The sequence below is a fragment of the Citrobacter sp. Cpo221 genome (genome assembly GCF_030332345.1).
GTDB lineage: Bacteria > Pseudomonadota > Gammaproteobacteria > Enterobacterales > Enterobacteriaceae > Citrobacter > Citrobacter portucalensis.
This window is the reverse complement of record NZ_JAOWIA010000056.1, coordinates 140,293-159,792: the sequence shown is the minus strand read 5'-3', so window position 1 is coordinate 159,792 and position 19,500 is coordinate 140,293. Positions and strand designations below refer to the sequence as shown.

The 19,500-nt window shown below is 51.8% G+C and carries 21 protein-coding genes; 8 read left to right on the top strand and 13 right to left on the bottom strand.

Going from position 1 to position 19,500, the window contains the following annotated elements; translation table 11 throughout:
* Positions 1-12 precede the first annotated feature (12 nt).
* From tdcC to OGY72_RS14915, 7 genes are all read left to right on the top strand, one after another.
* Positions 13-1,344: a threonine/serine transporter TdcC gene (tdcC, locus tag OGY72_RS14945; RefSeq protein ID WP_079938296.1), complete on the top strand. Its 1,332-nt coding sequence runs from the start codon at positions 13-15 to the stop codon at positions 1,342-1,344.
* A 31-nt stretch (positions 1,345-1,375) separates the two neighbouring features.
* Positions 1,376-2,584: a propionate kinase gene (tdcD, locus tag OGY72_RS14940; RefSeq protein WP_100271876.1), complete on the top strand. Its 1,209-nt coding sequence runs from the start codon at positions 1,376-1,378 to the stop codon at positions 2,582-2,584.
* 28 nt (positions 2,585-2,612) lie between these two features.
* Positions 2,613-4,907: a 2-ketobutyrate formate-lyase/pyruvate formate-lyase gene (gene tdcE, locus OGY72_RS14935; protein WP_003828587.1), complete on the top strand. Its 2,295-nt coding sequence runs from the start codon at positions 2,613-2,615 to the stop codon at positions 4,905-4,907.
* Positions 4,908-4,920: 13 nt separating this feature from the next.
* Positions 4,921-5,316 (top strand): enamine/imine deaminase, encoded by a 396-nt coding sequence (locus OGY72_RS14930; RefSeq protein WP_003828585.1) that lies wholly within the window; start codon positions 4,921-4,923, stop codon positions 5,314-5,316.
* Between the two features lie 87 nt (positions 5,317-5,403).
* The gene (gene tdcG, locus OGY72_RS14925) at positions 5,404-6,768 is read left to right on the top strand and encodes an L-serine ammonia-lyase (protein ID WP_198579687.1); all 1,365 of its coding nucleotides are present in this window, start codon (positions 5,404-5,406) and stop codon (positions 6,766-6,768) included.
* Positions 6,769-7,110: 342 nt separating this feature from the next.
* Positions 7,111-8,442, top strand: coding sequence for an SLC5/6 family protein (locus tag OGY72_RS14920; RefSeq protein ID WP_003828582.1), 1,332 nt, complete (start codon positions 7,111-7,113; stop codon positions 8,440-8,442).
* 24 nt (positions 8,443-8,466) lie between these two features.
* Positions 8,467-9,777 (top strand): L-cysteine desulfidase family protein, encoded by a 1,311-nt coding sequence (locus OGY72_RS14915; RefSeq protein WP_286548135.1) that lies wholly within the window; start codon positions 8,467-8,469, stop codon positions 9,775-9,777.
* Between the two features lie 54 nt (positions 9,778-9,831).
* Here the strand turns inward: OGY72_RS14915 and OGY72_RS14910 are convergent, their stop codons facing one another.
* Positions 9,832-9,981: a protein YhaL gene (locus OGY72_RS14910; protein ID WP_275397498.1), complete on the bottom strand. Its 150-nt coding sequence runs from the start codon at positions 9,979-9,981 to the stop codon at positions 9,832-9,834.
* Positions 9,982-10,007: 26 nt separating this feature from the next.
* Entirely contained in the window at positions 10,008-10,709 is a 702-nt protein-coding gene (locus OGY72_RS14905; protein WP_275397499.1) for a pirin family protein, read from the bottom strand.
* A gap of 104 nt (positions 10,710-10,813) precedes the next feature.
* Between OGY72_RS14905 and yhaJ the strand changes: the two genes are divergently transcribed.
* A complete protein-coding gene (gene yhaJ / locus OGY72_RS14900) occupies positions 10,814-11,710 on the top strand; it encodes a DNA-binding transcriptional regulator YhaJ (protein WP_003024855.1) in 897 nt (298 codons plus the stop codon).
* Between the two features lie 64 nt (positions 11,711-11,774).
* Here the strand turns inward: yhaJ and OGY72_RS14895 are convergent, their stop codons facing one another.
* From OGY72_RS14895 to OGY72_RS14845, 11 genes are all read right to left on the bottom strand, one after another.
* The gene (locus tag OGY72_RS14895; protein ID WP_003828575.1) at positions 11,775-12,140 is read right to left on the bottom strand and encodes a DUF805 domain-containing protein; all 366 of its coding nucleotides are present in this window, start codon (positions 12,138-12,140) and stop codon (positions 11,775-11,777) included.
* A 125-nt stretch (positions 12,141-12,265) separates the two neighbouring features.
* Entirely contained in the window at positions 12,266-13,252 is a 987-nt protein-coding gene (gene yqjG / locus OGY72_RS14890) for a glutathionyl-hydroquinone reductase YqjG (protein WP_174771007.1), read from the bottom strand.
* A gap of 72 nt (positions 13,253-13,324) precedes the next feature.
* A complete protein-coding gene (locus OGY72_RS14885; protein WP_003024847.1) occupies positions 13,325-13,717 on the bottom strand; it encodes a DoxX family protein in 393 nt (130 codons plus the stop codon).
* A gap of 173 nt (positions 13,718-13,890) precedes the next feature.
* Complete coding sequence (locus OGY72_RS14880) at positions 13,891-14,190, bottom strand: YqjK-like family protein (protein WP_003828569.1); 300 nt, start codon at positions 14,188-14,190, stop codon at positions 13,891-13,893.
* The gene (locus tag OGY72_RS14875; protein WP_003828567.1) at positions 14,190-14,585 is read right to left on the bottom strand and encodes a phage holin family protein; all 396 of its coding nucleotides are present in this window, start codon (positions 14,583-14,585) and stop codon (positions 14,190-14,192) included. The genes OGY72_RS14880 and OGY72_RS14875 overlap by 1 nt, the downstream gene beginning before the upstream one ends.
* Positions 14,586-14,587: 2 nt before the next feature.
* Entirely contained in the window at positions 14,588-14,893 is a 306-nt protein-coding gene (locus tag OGY72_RS14870; RefSeq protein ID WP_003024832.1) for an ElaB/YgaM/YqjD family protein, read from the bottom strand.
* Positions 14,894-14,926: 33 nt separating this feature from the next.
* On the bottom strand, positions 14,927-15,295 hold the full coding sequence (locus OGY72_RS14865) for a DUF1090 domain-containing protein (RefSeq protein ID WP_032934183.1): 369 nt from the start codon (positions 15,293-15,295) through the stop codon (positions 14,927-14,929).
* A gap of 148 nt (positions 15,296-15,443) precedes the next feature.
* Positions 15,444-15,812, bottom strand: a complete 369-nt coding sequence (gene mzrA, locus OGY72_RS14860; protein ID WP_162623447.1) for an EnvZ/OmpR regulon moderator MzrA — start codon at positions 15,810-15,812, stop codon at positions 15,444-15,446.
* Between the two features lie 18 nt (positions 15,813-15,830).
* Positions 15,831-16,493 (bottom strand): DedA family general envelope maintenance protein YqjA, encoded by a 663-nt coding sequence (gene yqjA / locus OGY72_RS14855; RefSeq protein ID WP_003828561.1) that lies wholly within the window; start codon positions 16,491-16,493, stop codon positions 15,831-15,833.
* A 348-nt stretch (positions 16,494-16,841) separates the two neighbouring features.
* A complete protein-coding gene (exuR, locus tag OGY72_RS14850; protein ID WP_003828559.1) occupies positions 16,842-17,618 on the bottom strand; it encodes a transcriptional regulator ExuR in 777 nt (258 codons plus the stop codon).
* Positions 17,619-17,752: 134 nt separating this feature from the next.
* A complete protein-coding gene (locus OGY72_RS14845) occupies positions 17,753-19,054 on the bottom strand; it encodes an MFS transporter (protein WP_003828557.1) in 1,302 nt (433 codons plus the stop codon).
* Positions 19,055-19,500 lie beyond the last annotated feature (446 nt).

The window sequence follows — 19,500 nt, the reverse complement described above, 5'->3', positions numbered from 1 at the left end:
TGAGGATAGGATATGAGTACTACTGATAGCATTGTATCCAGCCAGACAAAACAGTCGTCCTGGCGCAAATCGGACACCACCTGGACACTGGGTTTATTTGGTACAGCCATCGGCGCTGGGGTGCTGTTCTTCCCTATCCGCGCAGGTTTTGGCGGACTGATCCCCATTCTGATCATGCTGGTGCTAGCATACCCCATCGCCTTCTATTGCCACCGTGCGCTGGCACGCCTGTGTCTTTCCGGTTCTAACCCTTCCGGCAACATCACAGAAACGGTTGAAGAGCATTTTGGTAAAACGGGTGGCGTGGTTATCACGTTCCTCTACTTCTTTGCGATTTGTCCGCTGCTGTGGATTTATGGCGTCACCATTACCAACACCTTTATGACCTTCTGGGAAAACCAGCTGCAGATGCCAGCGTTAAACCGTGGCTTCGTGGCACTCTTCCTGCTGCTGTTGATGGCATTCGTCATCTGGTTTGGTAAAGATCTGATGGTTAAAGTGATGAGCTACCTGGTATGGCCGTTCATTGCCAGCCTGGTGCTTATTTCTCTGTCCCTGATCCCATACTGGAACTCTGCGGTTATCGATCAGGTTGATCTCAGCAATATCGCACTGACCGGCCATGACGGTATCCTGGTTACCGTGTGGCTGGGTATTTCCATCATGGTGTTCTCTTTCAACTTCTCACCGATTGTTTCTTCCTTCGTGGTCTCCAAACGTGAAGAGTATGAGAAAGATTTTGGTCGCGAGTTCACCGAGCAGAAGTGTTCTAAAATCATCTCTCGCGCCAGTATGCTGATGGTTGCCGTGGTTATGTTCTTCGCCTTTAGCTGCCTGTTCACGCTGTCTCCGGCAAACATGGCGGATGCGAAAGCACAGAACATTCCAGTACTGTCTTACCTGGCAAACCACTTCGCTTCACTGTCCGGTACGAAGTCCACCTTCGCGACCGTTCTGGAGTACGGTGCTTCAATCATCGCCCTGGTTGCTATCTTCAAATCTTTCTTCGGCCACTATCTGGGCACGCTGGAAGGTCTGAACGGTCTGGTGCTGAAGTTTGGTTACAAAGGCGATAAAACGAAAGTTTCTGCCGGCAAACTTAATACCATCAGCATGATCTTCATCATGGGCTCCACCTGGGTAGTGGCTTACGCCAACCCGAACATCCTGGACCTGATTGAAGCAATGGGCGCGCCGATTATTGCCTCTCTGCTCTGCCTGCTGCCGATGTATGCCATCCGTAAAACGCCATCACTGGCGAAATACCGTGGCCGTCTGGATAACGTGTTTGTTACCGCGATTGGTCTGCTGACCATCCTGAACATCGTCTACAAACTGTTCTAATCCTTAAGCTCAGGATGAGCGGAGTAGTGAAATGAATGAGTTTCCGGTAGTACTGGTTATTAACTGTGGTTCGTCTTCTATTAAATTCTCAGTGCTGGATGCAGCAAACTGTGAAGTTTTAATGGCGGGGATCGCAGACGGTATTAACTCTGAAAATGCGTTCATAGCAATTAATGGAGGAGAGCCAGCTAAGCTGGCTCACCACAGCTACGAAGATGCATTAAAAGCAATTGCCGTTGAACTAGAGAAACGTAATTTAATGGACAGCGTGGCCTTAATTGGCCACCGCATTGCCCACGGCGGAAATATCTTTACTGAATCAGCAATTATTACTGACGAAGTTATCGATAATATTCGCCGGGTATCACCATTAGCACCGCTACATAATTATGCGAACCTGAGTGGGATCGAATCCGCTCAGCACCTTTTCCCGGGTGTGCAGCAGGTTGCGGTATTTGATACCAGCTTCCACCAGACGATGGCTCCTGAGGCCTATCTGTACGGTTTACCGTGGAAATATTTTGAGGAGTTGGGCGTTCGTCGTTATGGCTTCCACGGCACGTCGCATCGCTATGTTTCTCAGCGAGCGCATGAGCTTCTCGACCTGCAGAGTGATGACTCCGGTCTGGTTGTGGCGCACCTGGGCAACGGCGCGTCAATCTGTGCGGTACGTAATGGACAGAGCGTTGATACCTCAATGGGCATGACGCCGCTGGAAGGGCTGATGATGGGCACACGCAGCGGCGACGTCGATTTCGGCGCCATGGCGTGGATTGCCAGCGAAACCAACCAGACGCTGAGCGACCTTGAGCGCGTAGTGAATAAAGAGTCCGGTTTACTGGGTATTTCCGGTTTGTCCTCTGACTTACGTACGTTAGAAAAAGCCTGGCACGAGGGACATGAGCGTGCGCAGCTGGCGATTAAAACGTTTGTGCATCGTATTGCACGCCATATCGCCGGACATGCCGCATCGCTGCATCGTCTTGATGGGATTATTTTCACCGGCGGAATTGGTGAGAACTCGGTATTAATTCGTCGTCTGGTTATTGAACACCTTGCCGTTTTAGGTGTGAATATCGACAGCGAGATGAATAGCCTGCCAAATTCCCATGGCGAAAGAATTATCTCTAATAAAGATGCTCGTGTTATTTGTGCGGTAATTCCCACAAATGAAGAGAAAATGATTGCACGTGATGCCATTGCCTTAGGCAAAATTAATACACCAGTAGAATTTGCATAATTAATTTTCAGCAGAGAGATTATTTTTCATGAAGGTAAATATCGATACCAGCGATATGCTGTATGCCGAAGCCTGGAATGGCTTTAAAGGTACGGACTGGAAAGAAGAAATTAATGTCCGTGATTTTATTCAGCACAACTATACGCCTTATGAAGGGGATGAATCTTTCCTCGCCGAAGCAACGCCTGCGACCACTGCACTGTGGGAAAAAGTTATGGCGGGCATCCGTATTGAAAACTCGACGCACGCGCCGGTTGATTTCGATACTAATATTGCTACTACGATAACCGCGCATGATGCGGGTTATATTGAACAAGAACTGGAAAAAATCGTCGGTCTGCAAACGGATAAGCCGCTCAAGCGTGCTCTGCATCCGTTTGGTGGCATCAACATGATCAAAAGCTCTTTTGATGCTTATGGTCGTGAGATGGATGCTGATTTTGAATACCAGTTTACTGAACTGCGTAAAACCCATAACCAGGGCGTATTCGACGCCTACTCTCCGGATATGCTGCGCTGCCGCAAATCCGGCGTGCTGACCGGTCTGCCGGATGGCTATGGCCGTGGTCGTATCATCGGTGATTACCGCCGCGTCGCGCTGTATGGTATCCGCTATCTGGTGCGCGAGCGTGAACTGCAGTTTGCCGATCTCCAGTCGAACCTGGAGTGGGGCCAGAATCTTGAAGCCACGATTCGTCTGCGCGAAGAGCTGTCTGAGCACCGTCGCGCCCTGCTGCAAATGCAGGAAATGGCGGCGAAATACGGCTGCGATATCTCCCGTCCGGCGCGTAATGCGCAGGAAGCGGTGCAGTGGGTATACTTTGCTTACCTGGCTGCGGTGAAATCGCAGAACGGCGGCGCTATGTCGCTGGGCCGTACCGCATCGTTCCTCGACATTTACATTGAGCGCGATTTCAAAGCAGGCGTGCTAAATGAGCAGCAGGCGCAGGAGCTGATCGACCACTTCATTATGAAGATCCGCATGGTGCGCTTCCTGCGTACCCCGGAATTCGACACCCTGTTCTCAGGCGACCCAATCTGGGCGACCGAAGTTATTGGTGGTATGGGGCTGGATGGCCGCACGCTGGTCACCAAAAACTCGTTCCGTTACCTGCATACGCTGCACACCATGGGCCCGGCGCCTGAGCCGAACCTGACGGTGCTGTGGTCTGAACAGCTACCGATCGCCTTCAAAAAATATGCCGCCCAGGTGTCTATCATCACCTCGTCTTTGCAGTATGAAAACGACGATCTGATGCGTGCCGACTTTGACAGCGATGACTATGCCATTGCCTGCTGCGTCAGCCCGATGGTTATCGGCAAGCAAATGCAGTTCTTCGGGGCGCGTGCCAACCTCGCCAAAACGTTGCTGTATGCAATCAACGGCGGTGTGGATGAGAAACTGAAAATCCAGGTCGGGCCGAAAACGGCACCGCTGATGGATGACGTGCTGGACTACGACACGGTGATGGAGAGCCTGGACCACTTTATGGACTGGCTGGCCGTGCAGTACATCAGCGCGCTGAATATCATCCACTACATGCACGACAAGTACAGCTACGAAGCTTCGCTGATGGCGCTGCACGATCGTGATGTCTATCGCACGATGGCCTGTGGTATGGCGGGTCTGTCCGTGGCGGCGGATTCTCTGTCGGCTATCAAATACGCTCGCGTGAAACCGATTCGCGATGAAAATGGTCTGGCGGTTGATTTCGAAATCGAAGGCGACTATCCGCAATACGGTAACAACGACGAGCGCGTAGACAGCATTGCCTGCGACCTGGTCGAACGCTTTATGAAGAAAATTAAGGTGTTGCCAACCTACCGTAACGCGGTGCCGACGCAGTCCATTCTGACCATTACCTCCAACGTGGTGTACGGACAGAAAACCGGTAACACGCCGGATGGACGTCGCGCAGGTACGCCGTTTGCGCCAGGGGCGAACCCGATGCACGGCCGCGATCGCAAAGGTGCGGTAGCGTCGTTAACCTCGGTTGCCAAACTGCCGTTCACCTATGCCAAAGACGGTATCTCGTACACCTTCTCCATTGTGCCGGCAGCGCTGGGCAAAGAGGATGGAGTGCGTAAAACCAACCTGGTCGGTCTGCTGGACGGTTACTTCCACCATGAAGCACATGTGGAAGGTGGTCAGCATCTGAACGTTAACGTTATGAACCGTGAAATGTTGATGGATGCCATTGAGCACCCGGAAAACTATCCGAACCTGACGATCCGCGTGTCTGGCTATGCGGTGCGCTTCAACGCGCTGACCCGCGAACAGCAGCAGGATGTTATTTCACGTACTTTCACCCAGGCGCTTTGACGCCGGAGGGGCTATGAGAAAAGTAATTGCAACCGAATGTGCGCCAGGGGCGATTGGGCCTTACGTACAGGGTGTGGATCTGGGCAGCATGGTGTTGACGTCAGGTCAAATCCCGGTGTGTCCACAGACCGGTGAAGTGGCAGAAAACGTGGCGGATCAGGCACGTCAAAGCCTGGAGAACGTGAAAGCGATCGTCGAGTCTGCAGGTTTGAAAGTGAGCGATATCGTGAAGACGACCGTTTTCGTTTCTGACCTGAACGACTTCGCCACCATTAACCAGGTGTACCAGCAGTTCTTTGATGAGCATAAGGCAATCTACCCCACGCGCAGCTGCGTGCAAGTCGCCCGCTTACCCAAGGATGTGAAGCTGGAGATTGAAGCCATCGCCGTACGTGGCGACACGCTGTAATCCCTTGCGGGGCGATCTCAGGATCGCCCCGATCCTTAATGAGTGTGAAACCTGGTCTTCACTGAACGGCAATCCGAGGGTGTGGATATGATTAGCGCATTCGATATTTTTAAGATTGGCATTGGACCTTCCAGCTCCCATACCGTGGGGCCAATGAACGCAGGTAAAAGCTTTATCGATCTGTTGGTCAGCAGCGGGGAACTTCCCAAAGCTACGCATATTGTGGTCGATCTTTATGGATCGCTTTCCCTGACCGGAAAAGGTCATGCGACAGATGTCGCCATCATGATGGGACTGGCCGGTAACAGTCCGCAAAACGTTAATATAGATTCTATCGCTGGTTTTACTCAGGAAGTGGCCCGTACCGGACGTTTACCGGTTGCAGAGGGCACGCATATTGTCGATTTCTCCCCAGACAAAAATATCCTCTTTCACGCCGAAACGCTGCCGCGCCATGAAAATGGCATGCGTATCACCGCATGGAACGGCACCGAGACGCTATTAAGCAAAACCTATTACTCCGTCGGCGGTGGTTTTATCGTTGAAGAGGAGCAATTTGGTCAGGCGCATGATGTTGAAGCACACGTGCCCTACAATTTTCATTCCGCCAGCGAACTGCTGAAATTGTGCGAGCGCAACGGGCTATCCGTTTCCGGCCTGATGATGCAGAACGAACTGGCGATGCGTAGCAAAGAAGAAATCGATGCTGGTTTTGCCGCCATCTGGGACGTCATGCAAGCCGGAATCGAGCGCGGCATGAACACCGAAGGCGTCCTGCCGGGTCCATTGAACGTCCCGCGCCGCGCCGTGGCATTACGCCGGTTGCTGGTTTCCAGCGATAATCTGTCCAGCGACCCGATGAACGTTATCGACTGGATCAACATGTTCGCGCTGGCCGTGAGCGAAGAAAACGCCGCCGGATGCCGGGTTGTGACGGCGCCGACCAACGGAGCATGTGGGATTATCCCTGCCGTATTGGCCTATTACGACAAGTTCCGCCGTCCGGTAAATGCAAACTCCATTGCTCGTTATTTGCTGGCCGCTGGGGCGATAGGCGCGCTGTATAAGATGAACGCCTCTATTTCTGGTGCTGAAGTCGGCTGCCAGGGTGAAATTGGCGTAGCCTGTTCAATGGCGGCTGCCGGGCTGACCGAGTTGCTCGGCGGTAGCCCGTCGCAGGTTTGTATTGCGGCGGAAATCGCCATGGAGCATAACCTGGGGCTGACCTGCGATCCGGTTGCTGGACAGGTGCAAATACCGTGTATTGAACGCAATGCGATCAACGCGGTAAAAGCCGTCAACGCCGCACGTATGGCGCTACGTCGCACATCTGAGCCACGCGTTTCGCTCGATAAAGTGATCGAGACCATGTATGAAACGGGCAAAGATATGAACGACAAATACCGCGAAACGTCACGCGGTGGCCTGGCGATTAAAGTGGTTTGTACCTGAGATGAAAGGGTGCGTTTGTAGGCCGGATAAGGCGTAAGCGCCGCCATCCGGCAATTAATGATTTAATCAACATAGCAGAATAAAAAAGGTGCACTTTAGTGCACCTTTTTTGTTGTGATCGGCTTCAAAAATAGAAATTACATTCTATATATGCATATAAAAGAGAAAATATTTATTAACTTTTAGAAATTACAGGGGTTTGTTTGTGAAGTTTTTCTCTGACCCTGCGCGTATGATTTCTTCATTACTCCAATAGCTCGCCTGCACCTAAGTACTGCGTATCGCATTGATGCAGTACGAAAAAAATATAAAAACCTCTACCTACAAATTGAGCGGAAAATTATGGAAACGGCAACGAATAGTAGCGTAATACTCGACGCATCTGCTCCGGCACGTCGGGCGGGAATGACCGAAAGCGAATGGCGCGAAGCTATTAAATTCGACAGCACGGATACCGGCTGGGTCATTATGAGTATCGGTATGGCAATTGGCGCGGGGATTGTTTTTCTTCCTGTCCAGGTAGGATTGATGGGGCTGTGGGTGTTCTTGCTCTCCTCTATCATCGGTTACCCAGCCATGTACCTGTTCCAGCGCCTGTTTATCAACACGCTGGCTGAGTCCCCAGAGTGTAAAGACTACCCGAGCGTGATCAGCGGCTATCTGGGTAAGAACTGGGGCATCCTGTTAGGTGCGTTGTATTTTGTGATGCTGGTTATCTGGATGTTCGTTTATTCCACCGCCATCACCAATGACAGCGCCTCTTATCTGCACACGTTTGGTGTGACGGAAGGTTTACTGTCCGACAGCCCGTTCTATGGCCTGGTACTGATTTGCATCCTGGTGGCTATCTCGTCACGCGGGGAACAAATGCTGTTTAAAATCTCCACCGGTATGGTACTGACCAAGCTGCTGGTTGTGGCAGCGCTTGGCGTGTCGATGGTAGGGATGTGGCATCTGCATAACGCAGGTTCACTGCCGCCGATGGCGCTGCTGATCAAAAATGCGATCATCACTCTGCCGTTTACGCTGACCTCGATTCTGTTTATTCAGACCTTAAGCCCGATGGTTATCTCATACCGTTCACGCAACAAATCCATCGAAGTGGCGCGCCATAAAGCTCTGCGTGCCATGAACATCGCGTTCGGTATTCTGTTTGTTACCGTCTTTTTCTACGCCGTTTCCTTCACATTGGCGATGGGCCACGACGAAGCGGTTAAAGCTTATGAGCAGAACATTTCCGCTCTGGCGATTGCCGCGCAATTTATCAATGGTGCGGGTGCTGGCTGGGTGAAAATCGTCAGCGTTATTCTGAACATTTTCGCCGTTATGACCGCTTTCTTCGGTGTCTACTTAGGTTTCCGTGAAGCGACTCAAGGGATCGTGATGAACATTCTGCGCCGCTATATGCCGGCTGAGAAAATCAACGAAACCTTTGTTCAGCGCGGCATTATGATTTTTGCCATCCTGCTGGCCTGGAGCGCAATTGTGCTCAACGCGCCGGTACTGAGCTTCACCTCTATTTGTAGCCCTATCTTCGGCATGGTGGGTTGTCTGATCCCGGCCTGGCTGGTCTACAAAGTTCCTGCACTGCACAAATACAAAGGCGCTTCCCTGTATCTGATTATTTTCACGGGCCTGCTGTTGTGCGTTTCTCCGTTCCTGGCATTTTCCTGAGATATTTGAGCAAAGGTTGTTGTTATGTTTGAGACTACATTGAATCCATTATGGGATAGTTTTATCCGCGCAGTGCAGGAAGAAGTTAAGCCTGCGTTGGGCTGCACAGAACCTATCTCTCTGGCTCTGGCGGCGGCGGTTGCATCCTCTGAGCTGGACGGCGCGGTTGAACGCATTGACGCGTGGGTCTCACCGAACCTGATGAAAAACGGCATGGGCGTTACCGTGCCGGGTACCGGAATGGTCGGGTTACCTGTCGCGGCGGCGCTGGGTGCGCTGGGGGGAAATGCCCGTGCCGGTTTAGAGGTACTGAAAGATGCGTCGCCACAAGCGATCGACGATGCAAAAGCGATGCTGAGCGCTGGCAAGGTTGCGGTGATGCTGCAGGAGCCTTGCGAGGATATCCTCTTTTCCCGCGCGAAGGTTTACAGCGCTGAAGGATGGGCGTGCGTGACGATTGTGGGCGGTCATACCAACATTGTGCACATCGAGACCAATAAGGGCGTAGTGTTCACCACAGAACAGAATGCTCAGGAAGAGGAACAGGAGTCGCCGCTGGCGGTGTTGTCTCACACCTCGCTGGAAGAGATTCTGGCGTTCGTGAACGCGGTACCGTTTGAGTCGATCCGCTTTATCCTCGATGCGGCAAAACTGAACGGTGCGCTGTCTCAGGAAGGACTGCGCGGTAACTGGGGATTGCACATCGGAACCACGCTTGAGAAGCAGTGTGCGCGTGGCCTGCTGGCGAACGATCTCTCCACCTCTATTCTAATCCGCACCAGTGCGGCATCGGATGCGCGAATGGGCGGGGCGACTCTGCCGGCCATGAGCAACTCCGGCTCCGGTAATCAGGGCATTACCGCGACTGTTCCAGTGATGGTGGTGGCCGAGCACTTTGGCGCGGATGAGGAGAAACTGGCACGTGCGCTAATGTTGTCTCATCTGAGCGCTATCTACATCCATCATCAGCTTCCGCGTTTGTCTGCACTGTGTGCAGCAACCACGGCGGCGATGGGGGCAGCAGCGGGGATGGCATGGATCGTAGATGGTCGCTACAACACCATCGCGATGGCGATCAGCAGCATGATTGGCGACGTGAGCGGAATGATTTGCGATGGCGCTTCAAACAGCTGCGCGATGAAAGTCTCAACCAGCGCATCTGCGGCGTGGAAAGCGGTGCTAATGGCGCTGGATGATACTGCCGTAACCGGCAACGAAGGGATTGTGGCGCATAACGTGGAACAATCTATCGCTAACCTGTGTGCGCTGGCGTGTCGTTCGATGCAGGAAACCGACAAACAGATCATTGAGATCATGGCCAGCAAGGCGCATTAATCTGTAGGCCGGGTAAGGCGTTGCCGCCACCCGGCATAAGTCTAAGCCGCCTTTTCAGGCGGCTTCTTCGTCTTCCAGCCGTAGTTCGGCATCGGCCACAATTGCTTCCAGCTCTGTCAGCATTTCTTCATAGCCGAAGGCAACTGTTTCCTGTTTTTTCGGCTCAACCTGCGGCTGGCGTTTTTTTGATGATTTCTTGCTCAATAGTCGTACTCCATTGTTTTCCCTGACTATACGGGCAAATCTATCAGCAAAGCGCGCAGCGGGGTATCGGCGACTAACGTTATGTTAGTTTCGTCACGAATAAATGCCCCATCGCCACAGGTGAGCGCTTCTTTTTCGGCAGCAGACGTCACCGCATGGAATCTGCCGTGAATCGACTGTAAATAAGCCCGTGGCCCATGTAACTGAAAACTCAACGATTCACCTTGCTGCAGCTCAACGTGGTGCACCCATACCTGTTGGCGCAGATGCAGGCTGCCTTGTTCACCGTCCGGCGAGGCCAGCAACTGATGTTTACCAGCACCCAGCGTGGCTTTTTGTACGCAGGCGTTTTCACGCTGCGGGCAGGCGTCCAGCCAGAGCTGCATCCGGGTTAACGGTTTGTCTTTGCTGATATTGTGTTCGCTATAGCTGATTCCCGGCTGTGTCGCGAGCAGTAAAACTTCTCCTGCTTTGGCCTTGATATGGTTGCCTTCGCTGTCTCGGTACTCCGCTTCCCCTTCGAGGATCAGATTGACGATATCCACCTTCGGATAGGTCCGTGGCTGGAAAGAGGCCCCCGGTGCCAGAACTTCCTGGTTCAGAACACGCAGCGAGGCATAACCCAGCAGTTTAGGATCAAAATAGTGTCCAAAGGAGAAGGTATAACGGGCCTGCAGCCAGCCGTAGTCTGCTTGCCCGCATTGTTTGGCTGTACGGGTAGTAATCATAGTTCTTGACCTCTCTTTACTTCCTTTTATGTTAAATGGCTAGACGCTGCATTGTTAGCCAGATATTCTGCCCGGTATGTTCAAATTTCCTGAATGAGAACGAGATGGCCAAAGAAAGGGCTTTAACGCTTGAAGCGTTACGCGTCATGGACGCAATAGACAGGCGCGGTAGTTTTGCTGCTGCGGCAGATGAACTGGGACGCGTTCCTTCCGCACTTAGCTATACCATGCAGAAGCTGGAGGAAGAGCTGGACGTGGTGCTGTTTGACCGTTCAGGCCACCGCACAAAATTCACTAACGTTGGGCGTATGCTGCTGGAGCGTGGGCGCGTACTTCTGGAAGCTGCGGATAAACTGACCACCGATGCCGAAGCATTGGCTCGCGGTTGGGAAACGCATCTGACCATCGTAACCGAAGCGCTGGTGCCGACGGCGGCGTTTTTCCCGCTGATCGACAGGCTTGCCGGGAAGGCCAATACCCAGCTTTCCGTTATTACCGAAGTTCTGGCCGGGGCGTGGGAGCGTCTTGAGCAGGGGCGGGCGGATATCGTGATTGCGCCGGATATGCATTTTCGCTCATCCTCAGAAATCAACTCGCGCAAGCTGTACTCGCTGATGAACGTCTATGTAGCGGCCCCGGATCATCCCATCCATCAGGAGCCGGAACCGTTATCGGAAGTCACCCGCGTTAAATACCGTGGGATCGCGGTGGCGGATACCGCCCGTGAACGTCCGGTGCTGACGGTTCAACTGCTGGATAAGCAGCCGCGTCTGACGGTGAGTACGATAGAAGATAAACGTCAGGCGCTGTTGGCAGGACTTGGCGTGGCGACGATGCCGTACCCGCTGGTGGAAGAGGATATTGCGGCTGGTCGGCTGCGGGTCGTTAGTCCGGAATCGACAAGCGAGATAGATATTATTATGGCCTGGCGTCGTGACAGCATGGGCGAGGCGAAATCCTGGTGTCTGCGGGAAATCCCCAAGCTGTTTGCGGGTAAATAGTCTGACTGTTCCGCCGGATGCGGTGCAATTGCACCTTATCCGGCCTACAAAAGGGTGTATGACGTCAGGATGGTTGTTTAGGGTCAGCGCCGAAGCGGTTGCTCCCTTGAGTCCCGTTTTGGCAGTTGAAAATGATGATCACCAGCCAGCCTACGATCGGGATCAGCAGCACCAGTAGCCACCAGGCTGAACGATCGGTGTCATGTAAACGCCGGAACTGTACCGCCCACCACGGAATAAAGACCAGAACCCCGTAAATCGTCGTTAATATGCCTTCTCCACCGGCGCGCTCCCAGCCAAACATTCTGTCCAGAATACCCAGCACGAACGTGAAGATGATGTTGACCAGCACAAACATCCAGTATTCTTTACGACGCGCGCGGCCACCAAAACCAAAGTAATTCTTTAATACGTTTAAATACCAATCCATTTTTGCCTCGTTCTGCATTCAATTACTTGTTTTTAAAGCAATCAAATTAAGAATAGCTGTGAATGAAATGATGGTAAATATTTGCGGTATTAATTATTTAGCCCCCAGATGGGGGCCAGTGTAAATCAGGCGAAACGCTCGTCACGCCCGTGGGGTTCGTTGAGGTCCTGCCACGGCCCAACAGAAATAATGCCGGTTGGGTTAATGGTTTTGTGGCTACGGAAGTAGTGATTGCGGATATGATCGAAATTGACGGTTTCCGCAATACCCGGCATCTGGTAGATATCACGCAGGAAACCGTACAGGTTCAGATAGTCGCTAATCCGGTGTTTGTCGCACTTGAAGTGGGTGACATACACGGGATCAAAGCGTACCAGCGTGGTCCACAGGCGAATGTCGGCCTCGGTTAACTGGTCGCCGGTCAGGTAACGATGTTGCCCAAGGATCTGCTCCAGTCGTGCCAGAGATTGAAAGACGTTATCCACGGCGTCGTCGTAGGCTTCCTGACTGGTGGCAAATCCGGCTTTATACACACCGTTATTAACGTTGTCATAAATCCAGCCGTTCAGCTCGTCGATTTTGCTTTGCAGGGCAGGGGGATAGTAATCTCCGGCTTTCGCGCCCAGCGCATCAAACGCGGTGTTAAACATGCGGATGATTTCTGCAGATTCGTTGCTGACAATGGTGTGGTTCTTTTTATCCCACAGCACAGGAACGGTCACCCGACCGCTGTAGTGCGGATCGGCGTGCAAATAGAGCTGATAAAGAAATTCGTGCTGATACAGGGTATCGCCGGTTGCCGCCGGGAAGTTATCGTCAAAGGTCCAGCCGTTTTCCAGCATCAGCGGATGCACAACAGAAATGGAAATAAACGGTTCCAGCCCTTTGAGTTTGCGCAAAATCAGCGTGCGATGCGCCCATGGACAGGCCAGAGAAACGTACAGATGATAGCGGTCTTTTTCGGCAGCAAAGCCACCTTCACCGGTTGGGCCAGGCGCGCCATCCGCGGTGAGCCAGTTACGGAAAGCCGATGCAGAACGTTGAAATTTTCCACCGGTTGATTTGGTATCGTACCAGGTGTCATGCCAGACGCCGTCAATCAGTTGTCCCATGATTTTCGCCTCCTCAGATAGCAAAAGCGAGGAGATATCTCCTCGCTTTTTGATGTGTTCAGTATAGCTTGATTACCACTTTTTATTCAGCACGCGGTCGATACTAAATGCGCCTGGACCGGTGATAGCCAGCAGCAGGAAACCACCTGCGATGGTCAGGTTTTTCATGAACATCAGAGAGTTCACACCTTCCGCAAAGTTGCTGTGGAAGAGGAACGCCGTCAGCAATGTGAAGCCTGCGGTGAACAGCGCAGTTGTACGGGTCAGGAAACCGAACAGAATTGCCAGACCGCCACCAAACTCAAGCAGAATCACCAGCGGCAGCATAAATCCTGGGACGCCCATGGCTTCCATGTACTGTTGGGTACCCGCATATCCGGTGATTTTTCCCCAACCTGCGGTAATAAACAGGATTGGCATCAGAATGCGCGCTACCAGTACACCAACATCTTCTAATTTCTTCATCATACTCTCCAGGAAACCACTCAGGCGGCTTATTGTGTTTTTTTGTGCATCGACGCTGCAGAGCACGTCGTTGCTGTCGATGGAGAGAATCATAAACGTGCTTAATGAGAATTGTTAGCAAGGAAAACTGTCAGTATTTTTCAAAAATTTTGAGGTTGGGGGTAAGTAAAGGATTAGCCGCGCAGTTGCTGCTGTCTGATGGTCGATTTCACCAGACGCCAGATACTCCAGACGCTAAAGCCGCGCTTAGCCCAGCGTACCAGCAGATTCGGGTTGCGGATGGTGCGAACCGCCATAATACTGCTCCCGACCAACACCCAGCCACGCAGGTTCAGTAGCGTCTTCCAGCCACGATCGTAGACCTCGGTGGCTTCCAGCCAGTCGCGGCGAGTCGCAGACAGATCCAGCCGTTGCTGCTGGATCTGTCCAAGCAGTTGCGCCTTACGCTTTTGACGTTCGACTTTGCTGCTCATTATGCATCATCCTCCAGGGCTTGCCTGTCATTAGCGAGTTCCTGGCGTGTATGGCGTAGCAGCGTTGTTTTACGTGCTTTACGCAGCGTCCATATCCCGCCAATCAGCGCTAACAGCAACAGCACAACGGTGGTGGCAATCATGGCGTTCAGGCGGTATTGAGGGTCAATGGCCCAGATGATAAGCACCATCAGGCTCATCAGGCCAAACGCCGCGAACAGCATAGTCAGCCCAAGCATCAGCAGGATCTGGATGAGATTGGCTTTTTCCTCTTCCAGCTCAACGACGGCCAGCCGCAGCCGTGTTTCTACGATCTCAACGAGAATCGTCAGGATCCGCTGTCCAATACCCAGTACGCCTTTGCCTGGACCTTGTGCGTGTTGAGAATCAGCCATTGTTAACGGCGCGACAGCAGTACACCAAGCACCACACCGACTGCAGCGCCAATGCCGACGCCTGTCCATGGGTTTTCGCGCACGTAGTTATCGGCTTTAGCCGCGGCCTCACGGGTCTGTTTGGCAATTACATCGCTGGTTTCACTCAGACGATGGCGGCTCTCGCGCAGCGCATGTTCGGCTTTGCTGCGAATTTTACTCATCTCTTCCTTCGACTTATCGCCAGAGGAGCTAAGTACTTCTTCAAGCGTATCCGCAAGAGATTTCAGCTCAGCGCGCAGGTTTTCCGTAGCATTATCTTTCGACATAGTTTTCTCCAGTTGAGTGGCTAGTTACCGTACTTAGTAATCGCGGGTCTCGAGTTCTTTTAGCTCTTGCTGAGCTTCAGCAAGCTTGTGTTCACGCTTTGCTACCTTCTCCGCATCGCCTTTTTGCTTAGCTTCGGCTAAGTCACGTTGACGCTCGGCAATCTCATTTTTCTGCTCGGCGATCTTTTTCTGATGGTTGGCGCGCAGTTTGCTGTCAGTACAGTTTGCTCTGACTTCGCTCAGCGCTTTGTTCAGCCCATTGATACGGCTCTGATTGTTGTGTTTTTCGGCATAGCTAATCTCCCGCTGAATGTCTTGTTCTTTTTCCTGACAGAGGGTGGTGGCGTAGCTGCCGGCACTGAGAGCGAAAAGACTAATTGCCAAAGCGATGCGGTATTTCATTCTTGAACCTTCCATTGTGATTCGACCTCGTCGTTTAGGGTCGATGCTCCAGAATAATAAAACGTTGGGTCATAAACCCAGTTTATTAATCATAGGCGCTAAACGGTGAAATCACCAAAGTGAGTGATCTAATTCAGATTCCTGGAAATTAACCAAAACGGTGTGGGGTCTCACGTAAGCGGGATAACCACTGAACCGCCTGATTATTATCATCCTGCTGAGCGATAACGAAACCGTGCGGTAACGTTCGATCCAGTACGACCTTTGCCGCTGCGCTCTGTGCACTGGAATCAAAGGTAATCAGCAGGGCGTCATTTTGCGGAGTGATGCTTTTAAAACGAATGCCGTTGGCATCCAGGTGATGCCAGATAGAGAAGCCATCAGGCATGCTGGCTCCCTGGTTTACGGCACGAATGGCAAGCGTTGACTCCTGCTGGCGAATGACCGACCAGGTCAGGAGCAACGCGCCGATGAACAACATAAAAGTGGTGGACCAGGCAAGTCGTCGGAGCGTTATGCATGATTTCAGCATAATTTACCCTCGGTTCCCGTATTTCTTTTTCCAAAGAACAACCAGTGAACCTGCCAGACCAAACACCAGTAACACCACAGGAAGCAGCATCAGGCAAGACATCAGCTGATCTTCATATTTGAGAAACACCGGTGTTTTGCCCAGCAGATAGCCCAGCGATGTGAGAATAAGGACCCAAAGCAGTCCGCTCATCCAGTTGAAGAACTGAAAGCGCGCATTGTTCAGGCCGGACAATCCTGCGATGGTCGGCAGTAATGTTCTGACAAACGCGATAAAGCGGCCGACCAGCAGCGCAGACAAGCCATGCTTATGGAACAGATGATGCGCACGCTGATGATAATGTGCAGGAAGATGAGATAACCAGTTTTGCACGGTGCGGGTATTACCCAACCATCGACCTTGTATATAGCTGAGCCAGCAACCAAGGCTGGCTGCGGTGGTGAGCAGCAGTACCGTTTGCGGAAAACCCATTGCGCCTTTGGCAATAAGTACGCCGACCAGTACCAGCAAGCTGTCGCCAGGTAAAAAGGCTGCTGGCAGCAGTCCGTTTTCCAGAAACAAAATAGTAAAGAGTACAAAATAGAGCATGCCAATCATGGAAGGATTGGCCAGCGTTTCAAAATCCTGAGCCCATAAAGCATTTAGTAATTGAGTCAGTAGTTCCATTCAATATTCCTGGAGAATCGGTTGTCGTCATGCCGGTTTTCTGGATTTTGTAACACCACGATTTTATTAATATTTTTTACATGACTTGTGGTCTGTTACAAACTCACGGCCTGAACTATTCCCTGTAAAGTTGTGAAGTTAGCAAGCTCTTAAACACAAAAATTCAAACAGCATCTAATTGTAACAAAGGTCAACGTAGTCCGTTATAGAAATTACGGTTGTTGAACTGTGATTTTGCTTATCGCAATGGAGGGAGGCGAGAGGATTTACACAGGCTGACACTTTATACTTAACGCTTACCAAGTGTCAGAAACAGGCGCGTGGTCGCGCCTGCATTGATAAGATTGTTTATTTTGCGCTGTTAGCAGCTGTATCGAGGTGAACGACCGGATTTTCGGTAAATAGATAACGGTCCGCATTGAACTCAAAATCATCGCTGGTTTCGTTAAACAGCATCTGCTTCGTGTTCTCAAGATGCTGCCACATCGCCAGTTTGGCGGCATGAGGATCTTTGCGAATCAGCGCCCGAAGGATCTGGTCATGGTCATCACACCAGTTATCAACCGTGCGCAGGTCGATGTGGTCGTGCAATTTCTTCCAGTAGGGGTTGTGAATACGCTGAGTCCACATTTTTTCAACAATCGCGGCCAGAGCCGAGTTCTGCGTTGCCAGGGCGACCTGCACATGGAACTGGAGATCCCACTCGGAGTCACGAAAGCTTTTTTCGTTACGTGATTTCTCCTGAATCTCCATCAGCTTCATGATGTCCTGTTTGGTCACCTGGGTGGCGGCAAACTCGGCAATGTTACTCTCAATGAGCTGACGCGCCTGGAGCAGCTCGAAAGGACCGTAGCTGGCAAATTCCAGGTTTTCATCTGGCGCAACATAATGTCTGGGTTGGTTGGAAATGACGTGGATCCCCGATCCTTTGCGCACCTCAACGTAGCCCTCAACCTCAAGCATGATAATTGCTTCACGAACCACGGTACGGCTGACATTTTTTTCATCGGCGATAAAGCGCTCGGCGGGGAGTTTGTCACCCACCAGATAGACGCCCTGCTCAATGCGTTCTTTCAGATCAGCAGCAAGTTGTTGGTACAAACGTCGTGGTTCGGTGATTTCCATATGCGCTCCAGGCATGATACGGCAGACTATATTTGTTATACCACTTTTGCGATTACTGCTCCACTCGCGGCGATAAAAAAGCCGCCAGATAACTGGCGGCTTCGCATTATATACCCTTGATGAACAACAGCGGGTTAATTTTGCGGAGCGGGATCGCCTGTCTGTGAGCCCGAATCGACTTCGCTGGCCGATTTGTTTTGCAAGACCGTCCAGATAACGAGTGCGCCGAGCAGGTCGAATACCGCCAGTACGGCGAACAGCGGGCTAAAGCCGATAGTGTCAGCCAGTGCGCCAACAACCAGTGCAAACAGCGTACTTGCAAGCCAGGCGGACATACCGGTCAGGCCGTTTGCCGTTGCCACTTCATTACGACCAAATACGTCAGAAGAAAGCGTAATCAGCGCACCGGATAGCGCCTGGTGAGCAAAGCCGCCGACGCACAGCAGGGCGATAGCAATGTACGGGCTGGTGAACAGACCAATCATCCCTGGGCCAATCATCAGCAATGCGCCCATGGTAACGACCATTTTACGTGAAACGATCAGGTTAACGCCGAACCAGCGCTGGAACAGAGGCGGTAAGTAGCCCCCAACGATACAGCCCAGGTCAGCAAACAGCATCGGCATCCATGCAAACATCGCAATCTCTTTCAGGTTAAAGCCGTAGACTTTAAACATGAACAGCGGGATCCAGGCGTTGAAGGTACCCCAGGCCGGCTCAGCCAGGAAACGCGGCAGCGCGATGCCCCAGAACTGGCGGTTACGCAGGATCTGACCGAGCGACATTTTTTTCGAGGTCGCGTTTTTATGCTGTGATTCCTGACCATTCAGAATGTAATCACGTTCTTCATCAGACAGTTTTTTCTGGTCGCGCGGGTGTTTGTAGAACACAAGCCAGCACATCGCCCAGATGAAGCTCAACGCACCGGAAATAATGAATGCCATCTGCCAGCTGTGCATGACGATTGCCCAGACGACCAGCGGCGGAGCAATCATCGCACCGATTGAAGAGCCGACGTTAAAGTACCCCACGGCAATTGAACGTTCTTTTGCCGGGAACCACTCAGAACTGGCTTTCAGACCTGCAGGGATCATTGCGGCTTCAGCGGCACCTACTGCGCCACGCGCCAGTGCCAGTCCACCCCAACTGCCAGCCAGTGCGGTCGCGCCACAGAAGACGGCCCACAGAACGGCGAACATCGCGTAACCAACTTTTGTGCCGAGCACATCAAGCACGTAGCCGGCAACGGGTTGCATTACGGTGTAAGCAGCAGAATACGCTGCGATGATATAGGAATACTGTTGAGTGGAGATGTGTAACTCTTCCATCAGAGTTGGCGCAGCTGCCGCCACAGTGTTACGTGTCAGGTAACCCAGCACGGTGCCAAGCGTCACCAGTGCAATCATGTACCAACGTAACCCTTTAATTTTACGCATGTAAAACCTCATCGTTTTGTTATGTCCGCGAACGAGCGGTCATCTTCCAGTTCAGGGCGGAGGATGTTCTTTTACGAGGGGGGACCGAAAAAAAGCCGGTACTCCCCGAACTTTGCCATGTCAATAATTGTGCTAATTCGGTTTCCGTACCGGTCAATCCGATGGTTATACATCGGTAATTTGCATTCCGTCGGCTTATGTATCGCGACGGCCAAAAGATAACTTGTCATACAGCTTTAAAAGGTGAGTGCCATCACAAAAGTGTGAATCTTCGTGTGGTCATTATTTCGATTCAGCAAAGCCAGCACTGGCGCGGCTTGACGCGTGATTTACCTCTTTGAGAGTAATTTTTTTGTCACCATTTGTTGATCTAACTCACGAAAATATCTTCAGTGTATGGAAATTGGTGTGATAACTTTGTCAACATCAAAACATAAGCAATCTGA

Excerpts from the sequence above, each read along its gene's own strand:
- tdcD (WP_100271876.1), top strand. The coding sequence starts at position 1,376 with ATGAATGAGTTTCCGGTAGTACTGGTTATTAACTGTGGTTCGTCTTCT.
- yqjG (WP_174771007.1), bottom strand. The coding sequence starts at position 13,252 with ATGGGACAACTGATTGACGGCGTCTGGCATGACACCTGGTACGATACC.
- exuR (WP_003828559.1), bottom strand. The coding sequence starts at position 17,618 with ATGGAAATCACCGAACCACGACGTTTGTACCAACAACTTGCTGCTGAT.
- tdcC (WP_079938296.1), top strand. The coding sequence starts at position 13 with ATGAGTACTACTGATAGCATTGTATCCAGCCAGACAAAACAGTCGTCC.
- OGY72_RS14845 (WP_003828557.1), bottom strand. The coding sequence starts at position 19,054 with ATGCGTAAAATTAAAGGGTTACGTTGGTACATGATTGCACTGGTGACG.
- OGY72_RS14920 (WP_003828582.1), top strand. The coding sequence starts at position 7,111 with ATGGAAACGGCAACGAATAGTAGCGTAATACTCGACGCATCTGCTCCG.
- tdcG (WP_198579687.1), top strand. The coding sequence starts at position 5,404 with ATGATTAGCGCATTCGATATTTTTAAGATTGGCATTGGACCTTCCAGC.
- OGY72_RS14880 (WP_003828569.1), bottom strand. The coding sequence starts at position 14,190 with ATGAGCAGCAAAGTCGAACGTCAAAAGCGTAAGGCGCAACTGCTTGGA.
- OGY72_RS14885 (WP_003024847.1), bottom strand. The coding sequence starts at position 13,717 with ATGAAGAAATTAGAAGATGTTGGTGTACTGGTAGCGCGCATTCTGATG.
- OGY72_RS14930 (WP_003828585.1), top strand. The coding sequence starts at position 4,921 with ATGAGAAAAGTAATTGCAACCGAATGTGCGCCAGGGGCGATTGGGCCT.
- tdcE (WP_003828587.1), top strand. The coding sequence starts at position 2,613 with ATGAAGGTAAATATCGATACCAGCGATATGCTGTATGCCGAAGCCTGG.
- yhaJ (WP_003024855.1), top strand. The coding sequence starts at position 10,814 with ATGGCCAAAGAAAGGGCTTTAACGCTTGAAGCGTTACGCGTCATGGAC.
- OGY72_RS14915 (WP_286548135.1), top strand. The coding sequence starts at position 8,467 with ATGTTTGAGACTACATTGAATCCATTATGGGATAGTTTTATCCGCGCA.
- OGY72_RS14865 (WP_032934183.1), bottom strand. The coding sequence starts at position 15,295 with ATGAAATACCGCATCGCTTTGGCAATTAGTCTTTTCGCTCTCAGTGCC.
- OGY72_RS14905 (WP_275397499.1), bottom strand. The coding sequence starts at position 10,709 with ATGATTACTACCCGTACAGCCAAACAATGCGGGCAAGCAGACTACGGC.
- OGY72_RS14870 (WP_003024832.1), bottom strand. The coding sequence starts at position 14,893 with ATGTCGAAAGATAATGCTACGGAAAACCTGCGCGCTGAGCTGAAATCT.
- OGY72_RS14875 (WP_003828567.1), bottom strand. The coding sequence starts at position 14,585 with ATGGCTGATTCTCAACACGCACAAGGTCCAGGCAAAGGCGTACTGGGT.
- OGY72_RS14895 (WP_003828575.1), bottom strand. The coding sequence starts at position 12,140 with ATGGATTGGTATTTAAACGTATTAAAGAATTACTTTGGTTTTGGTGGC.
- yqjA (WP_003828561.1), bottom strand. The coding sequence starts at position 16,493 with ATGGAACTACTGACTCAATTACTAAATGCTTTATGGGCTCAGGATTTT.